The 17,806-nt window shown below is 68.7% G+C and carries 15 protein-coding genes; 5 read left to right on the forward strand and 10 right to left on the reverse strand.

The features are described from left to right. Positions 1-595: 595 nt before the first annotated feature. Positions 596-3,646, forward strand: coding sequence for a BTAD domain-containing putative transcriptional regulator (locus tag O3597_RS25745; RefSeq protein ID WP_281602632.1), 3,051 nt, complete (start codon positions 596-598; stop codon positions 3,644-3,646). Beyond that, on the forward strand, positions 3,643-5,046 hold the full coding sequence (locus O3597_RS25750; RefSeq protein ID WP_281602633.1) for a hypothetical protein: 1,404 nt from the start codon (positions 3,643-3,645) through the stop codon (positions 5,044-5,046). The genes O3597_RS25745 and O3597_RS25750 overlap by 4 nt, the downstream gene beginning before the upstream one ends. Before the next feature lie 181 nt (positions 5,047-5,227). Here O3597_RS25750 and O3597_RS25755 read toward each other — a convergent pair whose 3' ends face one another. The 6 genes from O3597_RS25755 to O3597_RS25780 form a co-directional block, all read right to left on the reverse strand. After that, on the reverse strand, positions 5,228-6,439 hold the full coding sequence (locus O3597_RS25755; protein WP_281602634.1) for a hypothetical protein: 1,212 nt from the start codon (positions 6,437-6,439) through the stop codon (positions 5,228-5,230). Between the two features lie 378 nt (positions 6,440-6,817). Then, the gene (locus O3597_RS25760; RefSeq protein WP_281602635.1) at positions 6,818-8,599 is read right to left on the reverse strand and encodes a hypothetical protein; all 1,782 of its coding nucleotides are present in this window, start codon (positions 8,597-8,599) and stop codon (positions 6,818-6,820) included. Between the two features lie 26 nt (positions 8,600-8,625). Then, positions 8,626-9,891, reverse strand: a complete 1,266-nt coding sequence (locus O3597_RS25765) for an AAA family ATPase (RefSeq protein WP_281602636.1) — start codon at positions 9,889-9,891, stop codon at positions 8,626-8,628. 450 nt (positions 9,892-10,341) lie between these two features. Continuing rightward, complete coding sequence (locus O3597_RS25770) at positions 10,342-10,992, reverse strand: hypothetical protein (protein ID WP_281602637.1); 651 nt, start codon at positions 10,990-10,992, stop codon at positions 10,342-10,344. A 217-nt stretch (positions 10,993-11,209) separates the two neighbouring features. Continuing rightward, positions 11,210-11,665: a DUF4262 domain-containing protein gene (locus O3597_RS25775; RefSeq protein ID WP_281602638.1), complete on the reverse strand. Its 456-nt coding sequence runs from the start codon at positions 11,663-11,665 to the stop codon at positions 11,210-11,212. A 51-nt stretch (positions 11,666-11,716) separates the two neighbouring features. Beyond that, complete coding sequence (locus tag O3597_RS25780; protein WP_281602639.1) at positions 11,717-12,073, reverse strand: hypothetical protein; 357 nt, start codon at positions 12,071-12,073, stop codon at positions 11,717-11,719. A gap of 92 nt (positions 12,074-12,165) precedes the next feature. Between O3597_RS25780 and O3597_RS25785 the strand changes: the two genes are divergently transcribed. Together O3597_RS25785 and O3597_RS25790 are read left to right on the forward strand one after the other, a co-directional pair. Then, positions 12,166-12,408: a hypothetical protein gene (locus tag O3597_RS25785; protein ID WP_281602640.1), complete on the forward strand. Its 243-nt coding sequence runs from the start codon at positions 12,166-12,168 to the stop codon at positions 12,406-12,408. 66 nt (positions 12,409-12,474) lie between these two features. Next, positions 12,475-13,068 (forward strand): hypothetical protein, encoded by a 594-nt coding sequence (locus O3597_RS25790; RefSeq protein WP_281602641.1) that lies wholly within the window; start codon positions 12,475-12,477, stop codon positions 13,066-13,068. A 133-nt stretch (positions 13,069-13,201) separates the two neighbouring features. Here the strand turns inward: O3597_RS25790 and O3597_RS25795 are convergent, their stop codons facing one another. Then, a complete protein-coding gene (locus O3597_RS25795; RefSeq protein ID WP_281602642.1) occupies positions 13,202-14,050 on the reverse strand; it encodes a hypothetical protein in 849 nt (282 codons plus the stop codon). 273 nt (positions 14,051-14,323) lie between these two features. Between O3597_RS25795 and O3597_RS25800 the strand changes: the two genes are divergently transcribed. After that, entirely contained in the window at positions 14,324-15,316 is a 993-nt protein-coding gene (locus O3597_RS25800; protein ID WP_281602643.1) for an IS481 family transposase, read from the forward strand. Positions 15,317-15,475: 159 nt separating this feature from the next. Here O3597_RS25800 and O3597_RS25805 read toward each other — a convergent pair whose 3' ends face one another. The 3 genes from O3597_RS25805 to O3597_RS25815 form a co-directional block, all read right to left on the reverse strand. Beyond that, on the reverse strand, positions 15,476-15,817 hold the full coding sequence (locus O3597_RS25805; RefSeq protein WP_281602644.1) for a hypothetical protein: 342 nt from the start codon (positions 15,815-15,817) through the stop codon (positions 15,476-15,478). 240 nt (positions 15,818-16,057) lie between these two features. Beyond that, positions 16,058-16,858 carry a hypothetical protein gene (locus tag O3597_RS25810; protein ID WP_281602645.1) on the reverse strand — a complete coding sequence of 267 codons (801 nt, stop codon included), beginning with the start codon at positions 16,856-16,858 and terminating at the stop codon, positions 16,058-16,060. A 443-nt stretch (positions 16,859-17,301) separates the two neighbouring features. Further along, complete coding sequence (locus O3597_RS25815) at positions 17,302-17,676, reverse strand: hypothetical protein (RefSeq protein WP_281602646.1); 375 nt, start codon at positions 17,674-17,676, stop codon at positions 17,302-17,304. Between the last annotated feature and the right edge of the window lie 130 nt (positions 17,677-17,806).

The raw sequence follows: 17,806 nt of genomic DNA on the forward strand, positions 1-17,806 counted from the left end.
CCCGACCCGACCGGCTGGCCGCCGGCCGACCCGGGAACCGTGACCAGGTGGTTCCCGCGTTCACTGCTGTTCGTTCGTCGAAGTAGGAGCCCGACTATGCCCCTGCGGCATCGCCACAGGTACGCCGCAGACCTTCCCCGTGGCCTCCCGAACCATCACGCCGCTCGGGAGATCCCCGCTGCCTCACAACACATCGGGAAAGCACCGCACCCGGCCCATATCCACCAGGTTCGAGCCGGTTACACATTGAGGGGCTTATTAACGCCGGTTCCTCGCGTACTCCTCTCCGTCTCGCTTGCCGGACCCACGCCATCTGGCAGTACTGACGCATCCCGGCTTTGTCAGGGCCGCTTCCACCCTCCCCGGCACCACCCGGATCAGGCTGCCCTCAGCTACGCCCACCTGCTGCGACAGATAGACGGTGGTGGTGTTTCACCTCCACTCGAACAACAGCGCCTCGCGGCGCACTGTGAGGTCGTGTTAGGTGCTGTGAGGTGCTGTAAGCCGTAGAAGTGGCATCGACGACCCTGCCTGCTCCTACGGTCGGTGACACCACACCAGCCGATTGACATGAATCTGGGGACGGAGGAAGGGCATGGCGAAACCACCGGTCTCGATCGCCACCGTGGTCGCGGTCGTCCTCGCGGCAGCACCACTCGTCCTGGCCTACCGGGCCGGCTGGCTGCGCCCGATCACACCGGCGCCGGAGCAGATGAGGGCATGGCTGCAGCAGCCGCTCACTACCGGCTTCGTCACCACGCTGCTGCAGACCTGCGCGTGGCTGCTATGGACACTGCTCGCCACCAGCGTGGCCCACGGCTTGGACCGGCAGCTGCGGGCACGGATGCGGTGGCGGCTCGCGCTGCGCCTACCCGGGCCGTTGCAGGGTCTCGCGGCGGCGGTGCTGGGCGCCACCGCCGTGACCTCGTCCGCCCTACCCGCCGCCGCGCACACCGGCTCCACAGCCGACGCGTTCCCCGCGCTACCTCACGGCGACGACACAGCCCGGCCGGTGCTTGGCCCGCACCAACCGTCCAGCACTATCGAGATGGGCCGAGCCGCCGCCCCCAGCGTGCTCGATGAGGCGGTACACGACTCTGCGGATCAACGTCTTCGGGCTGGCACTGACACCGGGCGGCCGGAGCAGGGACACCGGCCGGCGGCACACACCACCAGCGTCTCGTCCGAACAGCCCGCTACCTGCCGGGTGGAACGCGGCGACACGCTGTCGGACATCGCCGCACAGTGGCTTGGTGATCCCGACCGGTGGCCCGAGATCTTCGCCCTTAACCGGGGCACTCATTACCCCGACGTCGGCGGCACGCTCACCAACCCGGACCTGATCTACCCCGGCTGGCTGCTGACACTGCCCGACGACGCCACCCCACCGGTTAGCACACCATCCCTCACCCCACCGCCGACCGACCCCAGTCCGGCAGAGCCCGAACAACCGGCCCCCGCCCAGCCGTCGCCCAGCGCGCTCCCGTCCGAGTCGCCGACGGCCGAACCGGCTCCGCCCGGGCCGCAGGACGATGACGACGGCGTGGTGGAACCTGCCGCACCGGCCACCGAATCCGCCGCACCGACGGAACCCTCACCGACACCCACCACCTCGACGACCAGCCTCGACAGCAGCGACAAACAGCAGCGTCCCACCCCGCGGCCGGAACCGCCGGGCATCTCCCTCGGCGGCGGGAGCTGGCTCGACCTCGGCCTCGTCACCGCGATCCTCGCGGCCGTCGCCCTCGTCTGGGCACACCGCCGTCGCCGCTACACCCCCCAATCACCCACGCCGCAGCTGCGCCTCAACGACCCGAGCCTCGCCCCGATGCCGAAACTGGTCACCCGGATCCGCCGCAGCCTGCGCCTATCAGCGTCCGGCACCCCACACGACGACCTCGCCGCCGGCCCGGACGCAACCACCGCCCCCGCAGCCGACGACGAACCCGGCGGTGCGCCGACACGTGATGGGCGGCCGCTCACGCCGGCGCTCGATGGTCCGATGATCGAGGTGTGGCCACCCGCCGGGCTCGGACTGACCGGTCCCGGCGCCCACGCCGCAGCCCGAGGCTTCCTGGTATCAGCCCTCGCCACAGGCGGGGTAGACGACGCCCACGGGCGCGGCGGCCAGGTCGTCATCCCCTCCAGCACCCTCACCGCCCTGTGGGGCACCACCGAGGCCGTCGGCCTGCCGGACACACCGCGGCTGACCGTCACCGACGGGCTCACCGACGCCCTGACGCTGCTCGAAGAGCAGACCCTGCTCCGCACCCGGTTGTGCTTCGACGCCGAAGTCGACACCACCGCCGGCCTCCACGAGCTGAACCCGCAGACCGAACCCGTGGCACCGATGGTGCTCATCGCCGATGCCACCGCCGCGTATGAGCGCGCCCGTATCGCCGCGCTGCTCACCCAGGGACAGCGACTCGACATCCACGGCGTCCTGCTCGGCGCCTGGCCCGACGGCGACACCGTCGTCGTCGCCCGCGACGGATCCACCAGCCCCGCCGACGGCACCGCCCACCGGCACGGCCACCACCCCGCCGACGTCGGACGCCTCACCGTCATCGACCCGACCGACGCCACCGACCTGCTGAGGGTCCTCGCCGAGTCCCACACCGGTCAGACCCCGCCGCCACCAGCGGACGACGCACCCCCAACCGTCGACATCCCACCCGGCCCGGAAGTCACCGACAACCGCGACGGCACACCCCACGACGCGGGCGACCTGCAGCCCGGGCCCGCCGAACCACATCCTCGACCAGCTCCCACCGCGGACGAACCGGCCGCACCACCAGAAGCGACCCAACCACCAATTACCCACGACCAGGCCGAAGCCGACGATGCCAATGCCGCTCAAGACGACGACGCCATTGCCACCGGGCGGGTTCAGGTCCAGGTCCTCGGCGATGCCCGCATCGTTGACATGGCCACCACACTGCCGCTGCGCGGCAAAGCCCTGGAACTGCTCACCTACCTCGCCGCCCGCGCGGGTGTCGCCAGCCAGGAAACGATCCTGGAAGACCTGCTACCCGACGCCGCGACCAGCAAAGCACCACACCGGCTGCACACCTACGTCTACAACCTGCGCCGCGTCCTCGCCAGCACCGGCGGCCCCGCCACCTACCTGACCCACCCCGGCCGTCGCTACATCCTGCACCGCGACACCCTCGACGTGGACCTGTGGCGCATGAGCGACGCCCTCGACGAGGCCAACCGCGCCACCACTCCCACCGCCCGCATCGCCGCACTCCGCCGCGCCGTGGCCACCTACCAAGGCCCACTCGCCGACGGCAAAGACTACGAATGGATCGAACCGTACCGAGAAGCCGTGCAACGCCAAGCCGTCGACGCCGCCCTCGCCCTGGCCGACGCCCTGCACGACCAACCCGGCGAAGCGCTCGCCGTGCTCACCACCGCCATCGGCCACCACCCGCACACCGAAGCCCTTCACCAGGCGGCCATGCGCGCCCACGCGGCACTCGGCAACCCCACCGCCGTCCGGGATTTGCACCGCCAACTGACCCGCGCCCTCCACGACATCGACACCACGGTCAGCGACGACACCACCGCCCTCGCCCGAACCCTGCTCAACCAGCCGCAGCGCAGCCAACCCGCCAACGGCGATGACAAGGGCCCCTCATGACCGCCACACCCGCGGCCACGGGCCGCTCCAACGGAACCACCTGGCACCCCGCAGCCTCGCCCAGCCGTTTCCCCGCCGAACACAGCCCGACCCGACCCAATCAGCCCGTCGGCGAGCAGACCGACATGCAGCTGAACCAGGCCGTCCACCGCGCCGCGAAGATGCGCACGCTCTTCTACGTCGTCGTGCTCCTCGTCGCCCTCGCCGGACAGGTCACCGCCGCGACACAGAAACTCGACATCCACCCACTCATCGCGATCCCCGCCGTCGGTGCCCTGGAACTCGGCGGCATCGTCGTGATGACCAACGCCGACGTACGCCGCCGCCTCGGCGAACGAGCGATCGCCTCCCGCATCCTGTCGGCCGCCATCGCCGCCAGCGCCGTCGCCTTCAACTGGCTGGCCCACGACAACCACCTCCTCGGCGGCTTCTTCGCCGGCATGTCCGCCCTGGGCTACCTCGTCTGGCTGATGCACGTCGAGAACGGACGACGAGACCGCCTCCGCGCCACCGGCGCAATACCCGCCACCACACCGGCGTACGAACTCCTCGGCCACTGGCTACGCCACCCCCTCATCACCCACCGGGCCCGCAACATGGCCAAGGCAGACCCGCGGCTCGGCCTCTACGGATCCCTCCATGCCGCGCGGGAAGAATTACGTCTCGCACGGCGCGACGCCGCGGTCGCCAAAGTCCTCCACCGCAAGATCAGGTCGGCGGTCGACCCGGCCACGGCCGCGATCGCAGTCCACGTCTACAACCTCGACGAGATCGCCGCCCGCCTGGCCGACATCGCCGACTACGACGGCCTCACCACCCTCATCGCCGCCGATCTCACCCCAGCCCGCATCGCCTGCAGAGCCGAGCGACGCGAGCAGGAACGCCGCGACCGAAAGCGCCCACAGCCCAGGCGAACCACTGCTGGTCGGCAGACGCCCCCAGCCCGCGACGAGCTACCGGGCGGTCTGTCTGTCGGGTCGTCGCGCACGCCAGATGAGACACGGGGTGCCGAATCCTTGACGGAGGTGGACGCTAACGGCGATGCCTACGAGGTCCGAACGCCTCCGACTTCAGGCGCCGGGCACGCCAGCAAAGATTCACGGGCAGCAGTATCGACGCGGGCGGAGGCTGGTCTGGATGGTTCGACCGCAGCCGGTTCCGGCCTGCCGTACGCCGACGAGAGCAACGTCGACGATGCCGCTAGGGACTCGGGGCCACGCAATCATGCAAGGTTGGCTGCGGTCCCGGGCGCTACAGCCGCTGCCGTTGCCTACTGGCTCAACCTCGACCCTCAGTTGGGGTACGACGAGATCGCACGCCGTGTTGGTCGGACAGAGCGAACCGTGCGCCGCAACCTGCCACCCGGCTTCCGTCGGCAACGCGTCCATCGCCAGCCGTAGGCATGGTGGGAGTAAGAACTTGATCAGGGGTCAGGCGCGAGCCCTCGTGACGTGGTGTCCCTACTTCGCGGCTGCAGGCCGTCCGCGTTCGGACGGCCCCCAGCTGGCATACCTCACGTTGCTTGACCGTCGATCGTAGGTACTCGTGGCTGGGCGTGGACGGCTGTGCAGTGAGCGGATCTCAGTTTCCCATCGCGACCTTCACAGCTTCGGCAGCGACGGCAGCACCTATGGCAGTCGCGGTATCGAGCGCCCATTTACCGGCGGCCTTAAGGTGCCGGAAGGCGCCTGCCCCGTCGCCCTGCCGTGCTGCGAGTTCAGCCTGACCGATGTCCGCTACGACCTGATCATCTTCCGGTGTTGTCGCTTGTTCGCGGAGTGTGACACGTAGTTGGGCAAGTTCTTCGGCGAGGCTTGGTAGATCGAGCTTATCTCCTTGTTGATTCCAGAGTTGCACGAATGTGACGTCGTGTACGTGACTGTTCGGTCCAACTGCTCCGGGCTGTCCTTGTACGTGGTACCGGTCACCCATAATGACCTCCACTCCTCGTTCTCTTGTCAGGGCGCCGTATCGGCCTCGGCCACCGAGCTCGATGAGAAATTGTGTATAACGATCAGCGCTGGAGCCATCTGACAACTCAAGGAAGTCTTCCTCGAATATCTCCAGTTCATTCGCAACCAGTTCGATCAGCGCTGGTGCCCCCAGATCAGGGTCCATAACCCTGGGCTGGTACTCGACAGGCACTCTGGCTGAGGCTGCAGATAGAGGTTCGGCCGTCACCTGGATTAAGGGGATGTTCGTGCCTCGAAGTTCTCCTAGTAGGACGTCTTCGCGTCGGTCCGAGGCCGCACCTGTGAACGCAATGGCCAGGCTGACCTCGCGGAGTGCGCTGTATCCGGTTGGATGTTCGTCGATGCCGGTAAGCAGTCTCCGAGAGGGGAGGACCGCGTAACGTCGGTTACGCTCGATGAAATCCTGCAACGTATCACTTAGCTCAGGTGCTAATACGGAAGATCCAAGCAAGAGGCACGTTCTCGGGCTTAGCGGGCTGAGGTGGCGAGGTGTGGGCTCCCCTATGTACGCTCGAAGCATTGTAAGGGCTTGCCGATGCTCGCGGACATTCCGCGGATAGGAGCGGAGTGAGAATCGGCACTGGAGGATGCCTGGCGGAAGCGTCTTTCGCGGAAGTGTGTCTTCCACGAATACCAGGAGCGGCTTCCCGCTCCGAATTCCGAGGGAAATCTCGTACATGATGTGTGGTGATGTGCCGGTTTCGCGTTCGGTCAGGACGACGACCATTGCGTCGCAGCAGCTGAGGTGACGCTCAAGTTTCGCCGAGTTGACGTGTGTTGAGGGAGGGTCGAGGCTGGCGATCAGGCCCTCGGCCTCCATCAGCCGAGCGAAATAATCATTGACCATGGCGTCTCGAGGTCGATAGCTGTGGGAGAAGTAGACCAAGCTACTCAACTCGCTGCCCTCCGACTTGGTCCAGCCCTCGCGGTACATTATCGCAGGTGCGCGCAAGTGGCATGTTTCCCGAGCTTCGTGTCGACGACCATTCTCGATCGTCCGTGGCAGGTTGCTGGCAAGCTGGCTCAGGAATTGCGCTGTTGAGGCCGTCGTGTCTGGCCAGCAACGTAAAAAGGGCTCGACCTCTCACTCGGCAGGATGGGGCGGGTGCGCGCTGTTGTCCGCCGACGTGTCACACCGCCAGGTCGGCACCGCCGGCCCCACCGAGAGTGGAGACAGGCGGCGCCGACCTGGCTGCGGTCAGGTGTTGCGCAGCGCGGTGGCGGCGGCGCGGGCGATGAGGCGCCCGGCGTCGGCCGGGTTGCCGAGGACGGTGGCGTGGGCGCCGGCGAGTGGTCGGGCGTCGGGTGGGCCGAGCCAGAGCAGTCCGCAGCCGGCGCGGACGAGGCGGTCCAGGCGTGCCTGCCCGTCGATCAGTTCGCTGCTGGTGAACTCGCCGTCGCTGACCACGACGAGTAGCCGTGCTCCGGCGCGTGGATCGGCCAGCCCGAGGGCGGCGTCGAGAGCGTCGACGGCGAGGGGGAAGCCTTGGGTGTGGCCTTCCCGGGCGAACAGGCGGACCTTTGCCGGTGGCTGGCCGGGGTGGGTGACGGCGGTGACGTACTGGCCGAAGGTGACGGTGGCGCTGGTGCCGCCGGCCCAGGCGGTGGCTTGAGCGGTGATCCACGCCGCGGAGGCGATCGGTCCGGCGAACGCGTCCACGGACGGGGACACGTCGGCGACGATGCCGACGTGGATCGGTGGTTGGGGTGTGCGGCGGCGTTCGGTGCGCCGCCACGGCTGGGAGGTGGGCAGCTGCCCGGCGGCGCGTTGGGCGTCGGCGGTGAGCGCGGCGCGGGTGACGAGCCGTCCCGGTGGTGTGGTCGAGGTGATGACGGTGTCGGTCGGTTCCCGGTGGGCGGCTTGCCGCAGGGTGCGGGCGAGGTGACGGGCGGCGGCACGTTCGTCGTTGTCGGGTGGGCGGGTCCGCGGCGTGGGTGGCCGTGTGCGCACCAGCGGCGACCCGTTGCTACTGGCGCCGCCTCCACCACCGGCATCTGTGCTGGTGCCGAACACGGTGGCGGCCGCGTCCTGGGATCGTGTGCGCTGGTTGGCTTCGGCTTGGCGCTGCGCGGCGCGTTGCTGGGCGCGGGCGGCGGCGGCCGCGGCGGTTTGGGCGGCTTCGGCGTCGTGGCGGGCCACGGCACCGACGACGTTGCTCGCGGCGTTGCGCAGCACACCTCCACCGGCGGAACCACCACCCCCGCCCTGTCCTGGGCTGCCCGGCCCCGCTTGGCTGGGGGTGGGTGGTGTGGTGTCGGGGTCGATGCCCAGGGCGTGGCACCAGCGTCGGCCGAGGGCGAGCATGGCGTCGGTGTCGTCGTCGGGCACCTGGTGGGCTTCCTGCCAAAGCCGGGTGAGGGTGCCGAGCAGGGCCGGGCGCAGGATCCGGCTGACCGCTGCGCGGAGTTGGTCTGCCTCGTCGGGGTCGAGGACACCGGCGTCGACGCGGCCGAGGACGAGCGCGGCGCTGGCGGCGGCCGCCCACGGGTCGTCGGTGGTGGGGATGTCGTCGAGCAGGATTGTGGTGACGGCGGCGCGTAGCCAGCGGCGGTCGCCGGGCCGGCGTCGTAGTTGGGCGGCCTCGATGCGGGATTCCTCCAGCAGCGCGGCGGCTTCGGCAACTCGGGCGGGTCCGGACCCGAAGGCCCAGCGGGTGTGCTGGGAATGGGCGGCCTCATGCACCAGTAGCCCCCATGCGACTGGGTACTGTTCGCGGGCGTCGGGGTCGTGGGGGTCGACGTGGCGGGGGTCGACGCCGAGGTAGGTGCCGTCGATTTCGATGGTGGCTTGTTCGCGGATGAAGCAGGCGGGTGCGCCGCCGGCGGCGCCGGGTTCGATGACGACGAGCAGGTCCTCGCGTCCGGCGATCGGGGGGATGTGCGCGCTGAGCGCGGCGGACAGGTGCAGCCAGGCGTGGTCTGCCGGCAGCGGTGTGGACGCGGCGTCGGGGTCAGCGTTGAGGTGCTGCGACAGGGACATGGTGCTGCCCTCCTAGATCAGTGGGTTTAGAGCTGGTTGCCGAGGGCCAGCGGCAGGATCTTGGCTTTGGCGAAGGCTTGGCCGACGGCTTTGTGGACGACGTCGCGGTCCTCGACCGGGGCGAGGCCGATCAGGTTCGCGGTGGCGGTGTCGATGCCGAGAACGTCGGTGATCCGTTTGAAGGCGAGCAGTTCCCGTAGCTGGGGTGCCCAGCCGATTTCGCCGCTGTCGTACTGGGTGGCGAGGTTGCGGGCGGCGCGCACCATCCGGGAGTCGACGCCGAGCGCGGCGGCCAGGTCGTAGTCGGAGGACACCTTGACCTGGGTGGAGAACCGGGAGGAGAGGGCTTCGGTGAGCACGGCGCCGTGCACGCCGGGGTTGTGGCCGGCGACGATGTAGAAGCCGGGGGCGGCGGTGACGACCCGGCCGGCGGCGGCTTTGAGGATGATCTGCCGGCGGCCGTCCATGGCCGGGTAGACCACGGCGAGGACCTTCGGCTGGATCAGGGTGGCGTCGTCGATGAACAGCACCCCGCCGGCTTCCATCGCCTGCGGTAGCGGGCCGGGCACGAATTCGTAGCCGCCGCTGTCGGTGGGCACGTAGTCCCCGACGATGTCGCCGACGGTGGTGTCGCCGTCGCCGGGCACCGTGTACAGGTCGGTGCCGAACGCGGCCTCGATCAGGGAGGTCTTGCCGGTGCCGGGTGGCCCGTACAGCAGCACGGGCACGTCGGCGTCGCGCAGGTCGCGCAGCACGTCGACGTCGGGGCGTTTGGCCAGCAGCCGCGGGTAGTACAGCTGCCCGTTGGGGCGCCGCACCGGTCCGCTGGTCGGCTTACGCGGCCCCGCCGGCGCCGCCGTCGAATGGGTTGTGGTGGCCGGTTGGGTGGCGCTGGTGGCCGACGGCGGTGGTGGGGTGGGGGTTGCCGGTGCGGTGGCGGAGGCCGGTCGAGCCGGCTGGGGCTGCGCCGACGGTATGGGGGTCGGGTTCGCCTGGTGTTCGGCCGTACCGGCCGCGGTGATGCGGTATCGCTTGGGTGAGCCGGGCAGTAGGTCGGCGTGGCCGCGTTCGGTGAGCCGGTCGCAGGCCTGACCGATCGCGCCGGAGGACCGGCCGACCAGTACCGCGGCGATGTCACCGACGTCCATCGCGCTGCTGGCGTGGGCCAGGACGGCGAGGACCTGGTTCTGCAACTCCCCGGCGCGCAGTCTCGGTAGTCCGCTGACCGCGTTGATGCCGCTGCTCGTGGCCGACCCGCCGGGCGTGGGTGTGCCCGCTGTCGGTGTCGTCATCGCTGGTCCTCGGACGCCGCCGGTTGGTGCGGCGGGGACACGACCACCGTCACCCGCCACGGCGCTCACGTCCTGGTCGCGGCTGGTGGGCGGTGGTGCGGGATGAGGGTCCATGGTGTTCCTCCTGTCGGAATGGGCAGGAGGTGGCCCCGCCTCCGGCGCGGCCACCTCCCGGAACGGGAAAGTTGGTCGGCGCCGCCGGACGGGCCCTCGGATACGGGGCGTGGCGGGCTACCGGTGGTGGTGCCGGAGTGAGGCGTCGGTCAGCTACAGAACGCGCCGCGGATACCGCGGGAGCGGTGCCGCTCGCGCCGTTCGTTCAGCAACGCCGGTGCGGGCAGCAGGTTCGTGTGGTGGCGGCTGACGGGCATCGGATGGCGCTGGCTGCGGATCTGCGCGGTTCGTTAGGACCGGCGGCTACCGGTGCCGTGGCCGCGTCAGTGGAGGGCGCTAGTCAGGCCACTCCTCCCAGTTCCACGTGCCGGCACCGACAGCGAACAGGTCATCGTCGTCCGGGCCGACGAACTCCCGCACACCTGCGTCGTGCAGCAGGAGCACGTCGCCGCTGGCGAGTAGCTGTCCGGGCAGGAAGTCGGGCAGCGATCCGTCGCGGCGCCACTGCGCGTCCAGATCGGCCATCAGGCGCGCGACCACGTCTCGGGTGAAGCGGGGCCTGTCCCAGCCGTTCCAGCGCGGCGGCCCGATCTGGCACGGGTACGGGCCGCCGTGCGTGCCGGAGATCCGGACCACGGCGGGACGCCACGGCTCCCCGTCGGCGTCGCGGCTGCCGGTCGGGGTGAGCTGCCGGGCGGCCCCGACGCCGACCGCGGTGGCCAGCAGCATCGCGATGGCCCGCCACGCCCGTCCGATCGCGGTGACGGTGTCGGCGACGATTCCGTCGAGGTCGTCGGGGTCCTGGCTGATCGTGTATCGCAGGTGAGCATCGGTAATGCCGGTGACGTGCTCGATCAGGACCGCGCAGAGTCGAGCGGACTGAATGTCGGTGGTGGCGACGCGCGGGTCGGCCAGCAGGGCGGTTTCGTCGAGGTCGTAGCCGAACAGGGTGCAGACCCGCACCAGCGGGCTGTGCGATGGAGGCATCGTGTTCTCCCAGGAGGATCGTCAGCTCGCGAGGACGTGGTGGCGGCGTGCCTGGCTGCAGGCGGCCCGTCCTCGCGGCGACAGGTGGGCGGGATGGGTGGTCTCGTGTCGGGCATGACAAGCCCCACGCGGGGCGCGTGGGGCGGGTTGATTGCGAGCACCCGCTGGCCCGCGACGGATGACGGCTGGTGTGCGGCTGCCAGGCCGAGTAATTGAGCTAGGGGCGGGCGAGCAGTGGTTGGACGTGTGGCGGGTAGGCGTAGCCGTCGTCCCACGGGAAGCGCCCGTGCTTGTCCGGCCACACGATCTGCCGCAGGCGCACACGGTCCTTGCCGTATCGGGCGTAGGCCGTGCCAGGATGCAGCGCCTCGGTGGCCAGCCCGTCGACGATCGTTACGTCATAGCCGACGATGAGGTCGTCGAGACGTTGATCGTGAACCAGTGGCGGCACACCACCGTGTAGGCGGTGGGCCAGGTCGTTGAGCAGTTCGTGGGCGATCAGCGGATGGAGTCCGGCGATGATCAGCTCGGGAAGGTGGCGTTCGGTCAGGCCGACGGTGTAGGCGAACGTGGCGTCGGTGTCGCCGGGCTCCGGCACGACAGCGGTCACCGACCAGCCGACGTCGTGGATGTGCTTCTGCTGGCGTCGGAGGTATTCGTCGGAGGCAGGCATGCGGTTCTCCTTACCTGTAGGCGGGGCATGGATGTGGTGAGGTCCCGGCCGTCACGCGGCGAGGCGTACGGCAGCCGTCACGGGATGCCGCATCGGCGCGGACCGGCTCACCGCAGGGGCGGGGCGCGTGGGGCGGAACCAGCCGACGAAGGTTTGCGCGACAACGGCGACGGCCGGAACCTGCGCACGTCCGGATAGGAACCGTCGGGGGCGGCGGGCGACGTCCTGTGCCCGCTGTGCGTCCCGCAACGGTGGACACGGGTACACCTCGTGCACGCAGCGCAGGTTGCCGCACCGGCCGCGGCGGTGCGGGTCGGGTTGGTGATCGGCGGTGACGCGCATGGCCATGCGCCACAGCAGGACGTCCGTGACGTCGTGCGGCACCTCGGCGGGGGCGGTGGGCAGCATCGAATGGGTCTCCTTCCAGGGAGTGGATCGGTGGGTGGTCACCACCGGCGTGCCGCCGTGGCCTGGGAGCCGTCCTACCGTCGGGTCCGGCGGTGACCGCACCGATGGACGCTCGACTTTGCGGTGAGATCAAGTCGTCCACGGGCGGCAGCGGACAGGGAGATCCGGTGGATGGCCAGGTAAGCAGCCGTTGCCGCATCGACCCCATGGGCAGCGGCTTCGTTGGCGGGACGTGCGGCCATCTGCTGAAGCGGATGGTCAGTTGCCAGATGGTGACCAGGTCCGCAGAGCTCACGCCCGCCGGCACCTGGTACGGCGGCCACCTGCTCGATTGACCTGCGCAGACGAGGACACAGCGTCGCGGTTGAGGTTCACATGCAGGTCGGTCGTAGGCTTCGGGCGTGACGGTCGGGCGGACCAGCGGACTGACCACACCGCAGGGGCATTTCCTGCACGCCGTGCTGCTCGGGGATCGTTCGTTAGCGCGTCGACTGCAGTCACGAGCCGGGCAGGATGCGACGGCATGTGCCGCGGTGCTGGAGGGCGCGTTCGTCGTGGTGATCGGCCGGCTGCGCCAGACTCGGTTCGGTCCGGTGGAGATTCGCTTGTTCTCTCAGCGGGTGATGGGACATGTCCGTGCCGACTCCGGGGTCACAGTCGATGACGTATCGCGGATCATCCATCGGGAGCTGGGAAACGTGGTGTCCGGCGATGACGTCGTCCCTGCGCATAGCGTTGTGGTACAGCAAGCGGTGGTCGCTGCCGCCACCACTGAGCTGAGACTCACGCCGGGTGAGATCGACCGCGTGATCAGTGAGGCCGAGGCACTCGCGAGGCAGTGGGGTTTCGCACTCGCGCCCTATCGGCCCAGCCTGCTGATGCGCTGGCGCTTCGAGCTAGCAGAAGGCCGCTGGTACGGATCCCTCGGTCGAGAGCGTTGGGCTGCCGAGAGGATGGGAGCCTTCGTCACCTGGTTAGGCGCTATCCGGTCATGAACGCCCGTGAATCCGCCACCGTTCGCCCCTGCTGCTACTGTCCGACTGCGTAGACGCACACGGCAGGCGGCTAGATCCGATGGTCGGGCGTTAGTTTTCAATCGGGCTCGACGCATTTTTAGTAGGCGGTGACTTAGGAGGTAGCTGTCAATCCACTGGTCGAATCCCGACTCCCATCGGGCTTCGATCCGTTACCCTCGGGCCGCGCATCAATATGAACTCGGGGAGCCGCGCGTTCACCGTCGTCGGACGCGCGGGCTGCCAGCAATTCTAGTTCAGTAACTGGAATTGAGACACCTAAGAGTGCCGTTGCTGTGGCGACCTTCACGGCGTCGCGGAGCGAAGTGGTCTTGATGGCCGCAGCGGAGGCGAGGCCGGCGATGAAGTGAATCTCTCGATCGCGATCTTCGCGCAACTTGTCGATCAGCCTTATCATGAGCTCGCGTGCTTTATCCGCTCGTCGGAAGAACAGGTATCCGATCGCCTGGTTTACCAAGCCGACTGCTCCGAGCACGCCCGCTGGCTCCGGTTCATCTGGATGCTGGAAGAGATACACGCACGCCCATACGACCACTCCGAACCCTGCGACGGCAAACACAAGGCTAGCTACGAAAGTTGCCAGCGCCTGCTGATAGCCTTGTGCGTAGTATTTAACGATCAGACGTGTGTGGCCGTCCGAGTGCTGACGGACCACTTCCGCTATTGCCTCCGCGGACTCGCTGTCATCTCCGAAATTGACGAAGATGTTGTTTATTGACTCGCGCTCTGTCTGTTCCGGCGGTGACGAGTGCGCACCATTTTGCGGGCTTTTTTCATCGCTCGAATTGGGTGCTCTCTCGGGGAGTCCCAGAGTCTGAATAAGGTCAGACTCTACGCTGCCCGCCTTCTTGCCTACAAAACGCGACACGGCGCTTGCTATCGCCGCAGCCACGCCAGACGAGCCGAGCGCCGCAACGGCAGCGATCAGTAGCTCTGCGCCCATACAGATCCCCGATTCGTCACTGGACAGTGCGATGGATCGTAGCTAGGTTTGAGGATCTTTTACAATGTCATCATTCCGACGCACCGACAGCGGTTTTGACCCGCAGCATCGGGAAGGCTACGCATTCTCGTCGGAAGATCCGCACGTCAAGAGGATCGGCTGGGCTAGTTGTTCCGTACATGGACGTTGGTGACACGGTCAGATCTTGAAAAGGTGAGGACCTCCGGGTGAGGTGGAGCTTGTCGAAGGTTCCGCTTCACCCAGGAGGTCCTCGTGCCTCACGCTAACGCACCGTTGACCGAGCTCGGCCGGCTACGCCTGGCCCGATGCGTGGTCGAGGACGGTTGGTCGTTACGGCGTGCCGCCGATCGTTTCCAGGTCAGCCACAACACCGCCCGCAGGTGGGCCGAGCGATACCGCAGCGGCGGACCCGCTGCCATGCACGACCGGTCCAGCCGGCCACGTCGCAGCCCACGGCGCACTCCGGGCCCGCTCGAACGCAAAGTGCTCCACCTGCGCATCAAGAAACGGTGGGGACCGGCCCGCATCGGCGGCCGGCTCGGCTTGCCCACCTCGACCTGCCACGCGGTGCTGCGCCGCGCGAACGTGTCCCGGCTCGCTCACCTCGACAGGGCCACCGGCCAGCCGATCCGCCGCTACGAACATCCGGCACCTGGCGATCTGATCCATGTCGACATCAAGAAACTTGGCAACATCCCCGACGGCGGCGGCTGGCGCGTCCACGGCCGCCGCATCGGCGGGCGCAACAGCCAACGCCATCCCACGACCAGCCGCACCCCGCACCGCAACCCGGTCATCGGATACGGCTACCTGCACACCGCCCTGGACGACCACTCACGGCTGGCCTATACCGAGATCCTCACCGACGAGACCCGCGAAACCGCCACCGCCTTCTGGCAACGCGCCCATGCCTGGTTCACCAGCCACGGCATCACCATCCGCCGCGTCATCACCGACAACGGCTCCTGCTACCGATCACGGCTCTGGCGCGAAACTCTCACCGCAGCCGGCATCACCCCGAAGAAGACCCGGCCCTACCGGCCACAAACCAACGGCAAGGTCGAACGCTTCCACCGCACCCTGACCGAGGAATGGGCCTACGCACGCCCCTACCCCTCAGAAACCGCACGCCGGGCAGCCCTACCCCACTGGCTGCACTCCTACAATCACCACCGAGCCCACACCGCACTCAACGGCCAACCACCCGCCAGCCGCGTCCCCAACCTCTCCGGACGGAACAGCTAGTGCCGTGACCACGAACGTTCACGGTGTTGGTTGACACGCCGTGCCGCCTCTAGTACCGCACCAGGTGCGGCTGGAGTACGAGACCGGACGGTATCGCAGCGGGTCAGGCTGCGGCGGTGGCAGATCTTGTACGTGTGCGCGGCTAAGTGATCAGGAAGGTCAGCAGCTGCTCAGACTGGACCCAACACGCCGAAACGTCGTTGGGGACGCACTGCATGTGCTGCCTGAGCAGCATGCCTCGCCGGTTGGTCGCCCGACCTCGCCAAGCGCATCCAGTAAACGATTCCTCGCATCCTGCAATCGGACGGGATAGTCCGGCCTGAACACCTCCGCCAGCGAGGTCTCCAACGTCCCGGAGATGCGATACAGCGGGGACCACACCGCACGATCGCGATCGACCAACTCGTCGAAATCGGCAGTGTCCATCATCCGGTGCAGCCAGTCTGAGAGCACCAGCGCTTCGTATCGGCTGAGCCTGATCATGAGGTCGTCCTCCGTCACCGCGCCGAGGCTACCGCCCGCTGGACACCGTGAACGTTCGTGGTCACGGCACTCGCAAGTCCCTCGCAAGATCCTCTACGGCGGTCCGCTAGGTCGAGGTGCCGGTCGTCGTTCGGCGGCTGAACTCGGCGGGGTGCAGTCTGCGGCCGTACCGATCTTTGTACATGGACCTGTACGCCGACCCCGCGCGGATGATCGCGGACTTGAGCGGGCACGAGACCGGGTAACGGTCGGTCTAGGTCACGGCTGTGCTTGCGGTACGAGCTGCCACGGCCATTGGTGGGCGCCGATGGCGTAGCAGCCGTTGTCGTCCGGCGGTACGCGATCGTCCTCGATCCAGCGGCTGTTGATGCCGTTGTCGTGCTCCCATTCGACGATGGCCAGGTTGCCGTCGAATCGCAGGCGGGGGTGTTCCCCGGGCATGTCGCTGGGGTGGAGGTCGGTGAGGTGGGTGGCCATGCGTTGCACGGCGAAGCGGGGGAAGCGGCACAGCAGACCAGTTCCGTCGCAGGTGGTGTAGTCGACGGCGACCATGGCGCGGTACTGACCGTCGCCGACCTGCTGGCAGGTGACAGTCGCGGGGGTCCAGGTGGCCAACGGTGGGGTGATGTCGCCGCGGGTGTGGGCGATGCGGTAGCGGTCGTTGGTGTGGTCGCTGGTGGGGTCCGGGTGCAGACCGAACCAGTGCATGCCCTGCTGGTTGGCGAAGCGGAGCAGGTCGAGGAGGTCGCGCCGGCCGCTGCGGAGGGGCAGGAAGCCGTGCCCGTCCTGGGCGGGTATCGGGTTGCCGGTGGCTCCGGTGGGGGCGTGGGTCCACGTGTCGGCGCGGACGCGGTGGGCGGTGCCGTCGGCGTCGTACCAGCGGGGGACGCCGTTGGAGGTGAGCCAGGCGCCGTCGGCGTCGTGGGACCAGATAAGCGCGGCCTGGTCCGGCATGCCGGCTGCGTACTGCTGTCGGGTCCTGTGGTGGGCGATGGTGGCGGCGGCGTGTTCGGCCAGCGGGAGGACCTGGCACACCCGCCACCAGACTCGAGGTGTCATGGCGGCCGTTCCTTCCAAATAGGAAGGCCACCCGGGTGCCGCGCGGGGGCGCGGGCCGGGTGGCCGTCGGTCGTGGGATGGGGGGTCCGCTGTCCGCGCGGGCGGGCGGTGCCGCGAGAGCGGCAGGCGCTGTGGGGTCCACGGGTGGCTGGGCGGCGTCGCCGTGGCGGGCTTCGGGCAGCCGCTGTGCGTGCTGGTGGCGAGGCAATCGGTCAGCGGCGGCTGGTCATCGAGAGGGCGGTGTTGTGCCGGCCGATGCCGGGCAGGCCGGTGGGCGCCGTCGGTCAGGAGGCGGTGAACTCGGCTTGTGCGCTAAGGCTGCCGGCCGCGACATACGCGCGGGGCTGCGGGGGCGGGACTGGCGGTTGCCGGTGTGGATCACGTGGTGCAGGGCGGTCTCCGCCGCGCGGCGGGTCACCGTCCTGGAAAGGGGTGGGGTCGGGTCAGCGGGATTGCGCAGTGGGGTGCTGGGCTACCCAGAGGCGGGTCATGGCGCGGAGGTGCTCGATCTGCGCGGTCCGTCGGCCGATCAGTGCGTCGAGGCGGGGTCCCCGCGCCTGGAGGGCTCCGGTGGAGTCGATGACCGGGATCCGGTCGTCGGGCCCGGCGGCGAGGACCTGCTCGACGTCGCGCAGCGCGTCGCGGAGGGTCGGGACGAGTCGGGTGATGTGGGTTTCGGTGCTGGCGAGCGCGGTGAGCACGTCGCGCAGTTCCGAGGCCACGGTCGGCTGGTCCGTGCCAGCCGGGAAGGCGTCGGTGAGCGCGTGAGCGTCGATCCTTACGCCGCAGTACTTGAGCACTAGCCGGGTGTCGATCATGGTGCTGTCTCCTGGTTGGGTGCGGAGCCCGCGAGGGGTACGCGGTGTGGTCGGGTGTGCCGGCCCGGTGGTGGCGCTTTGTCGGCTGCGCCTACTGGACGTCGTCGGGGCGAAGGATGTCCGCCGTGTT

It is taken from the genome of Verrucosispora sp. WMMA2044 (assembly GCF_027497155.1).
In the GTDB taxonomy this organism is placed as follows: domain Bacteria; phylum Actinomycetota; class Actinomycetes; order Mycobacteriales; family Micromonosporaceae; genus Micromonospora; species Micromonospora palythoicola.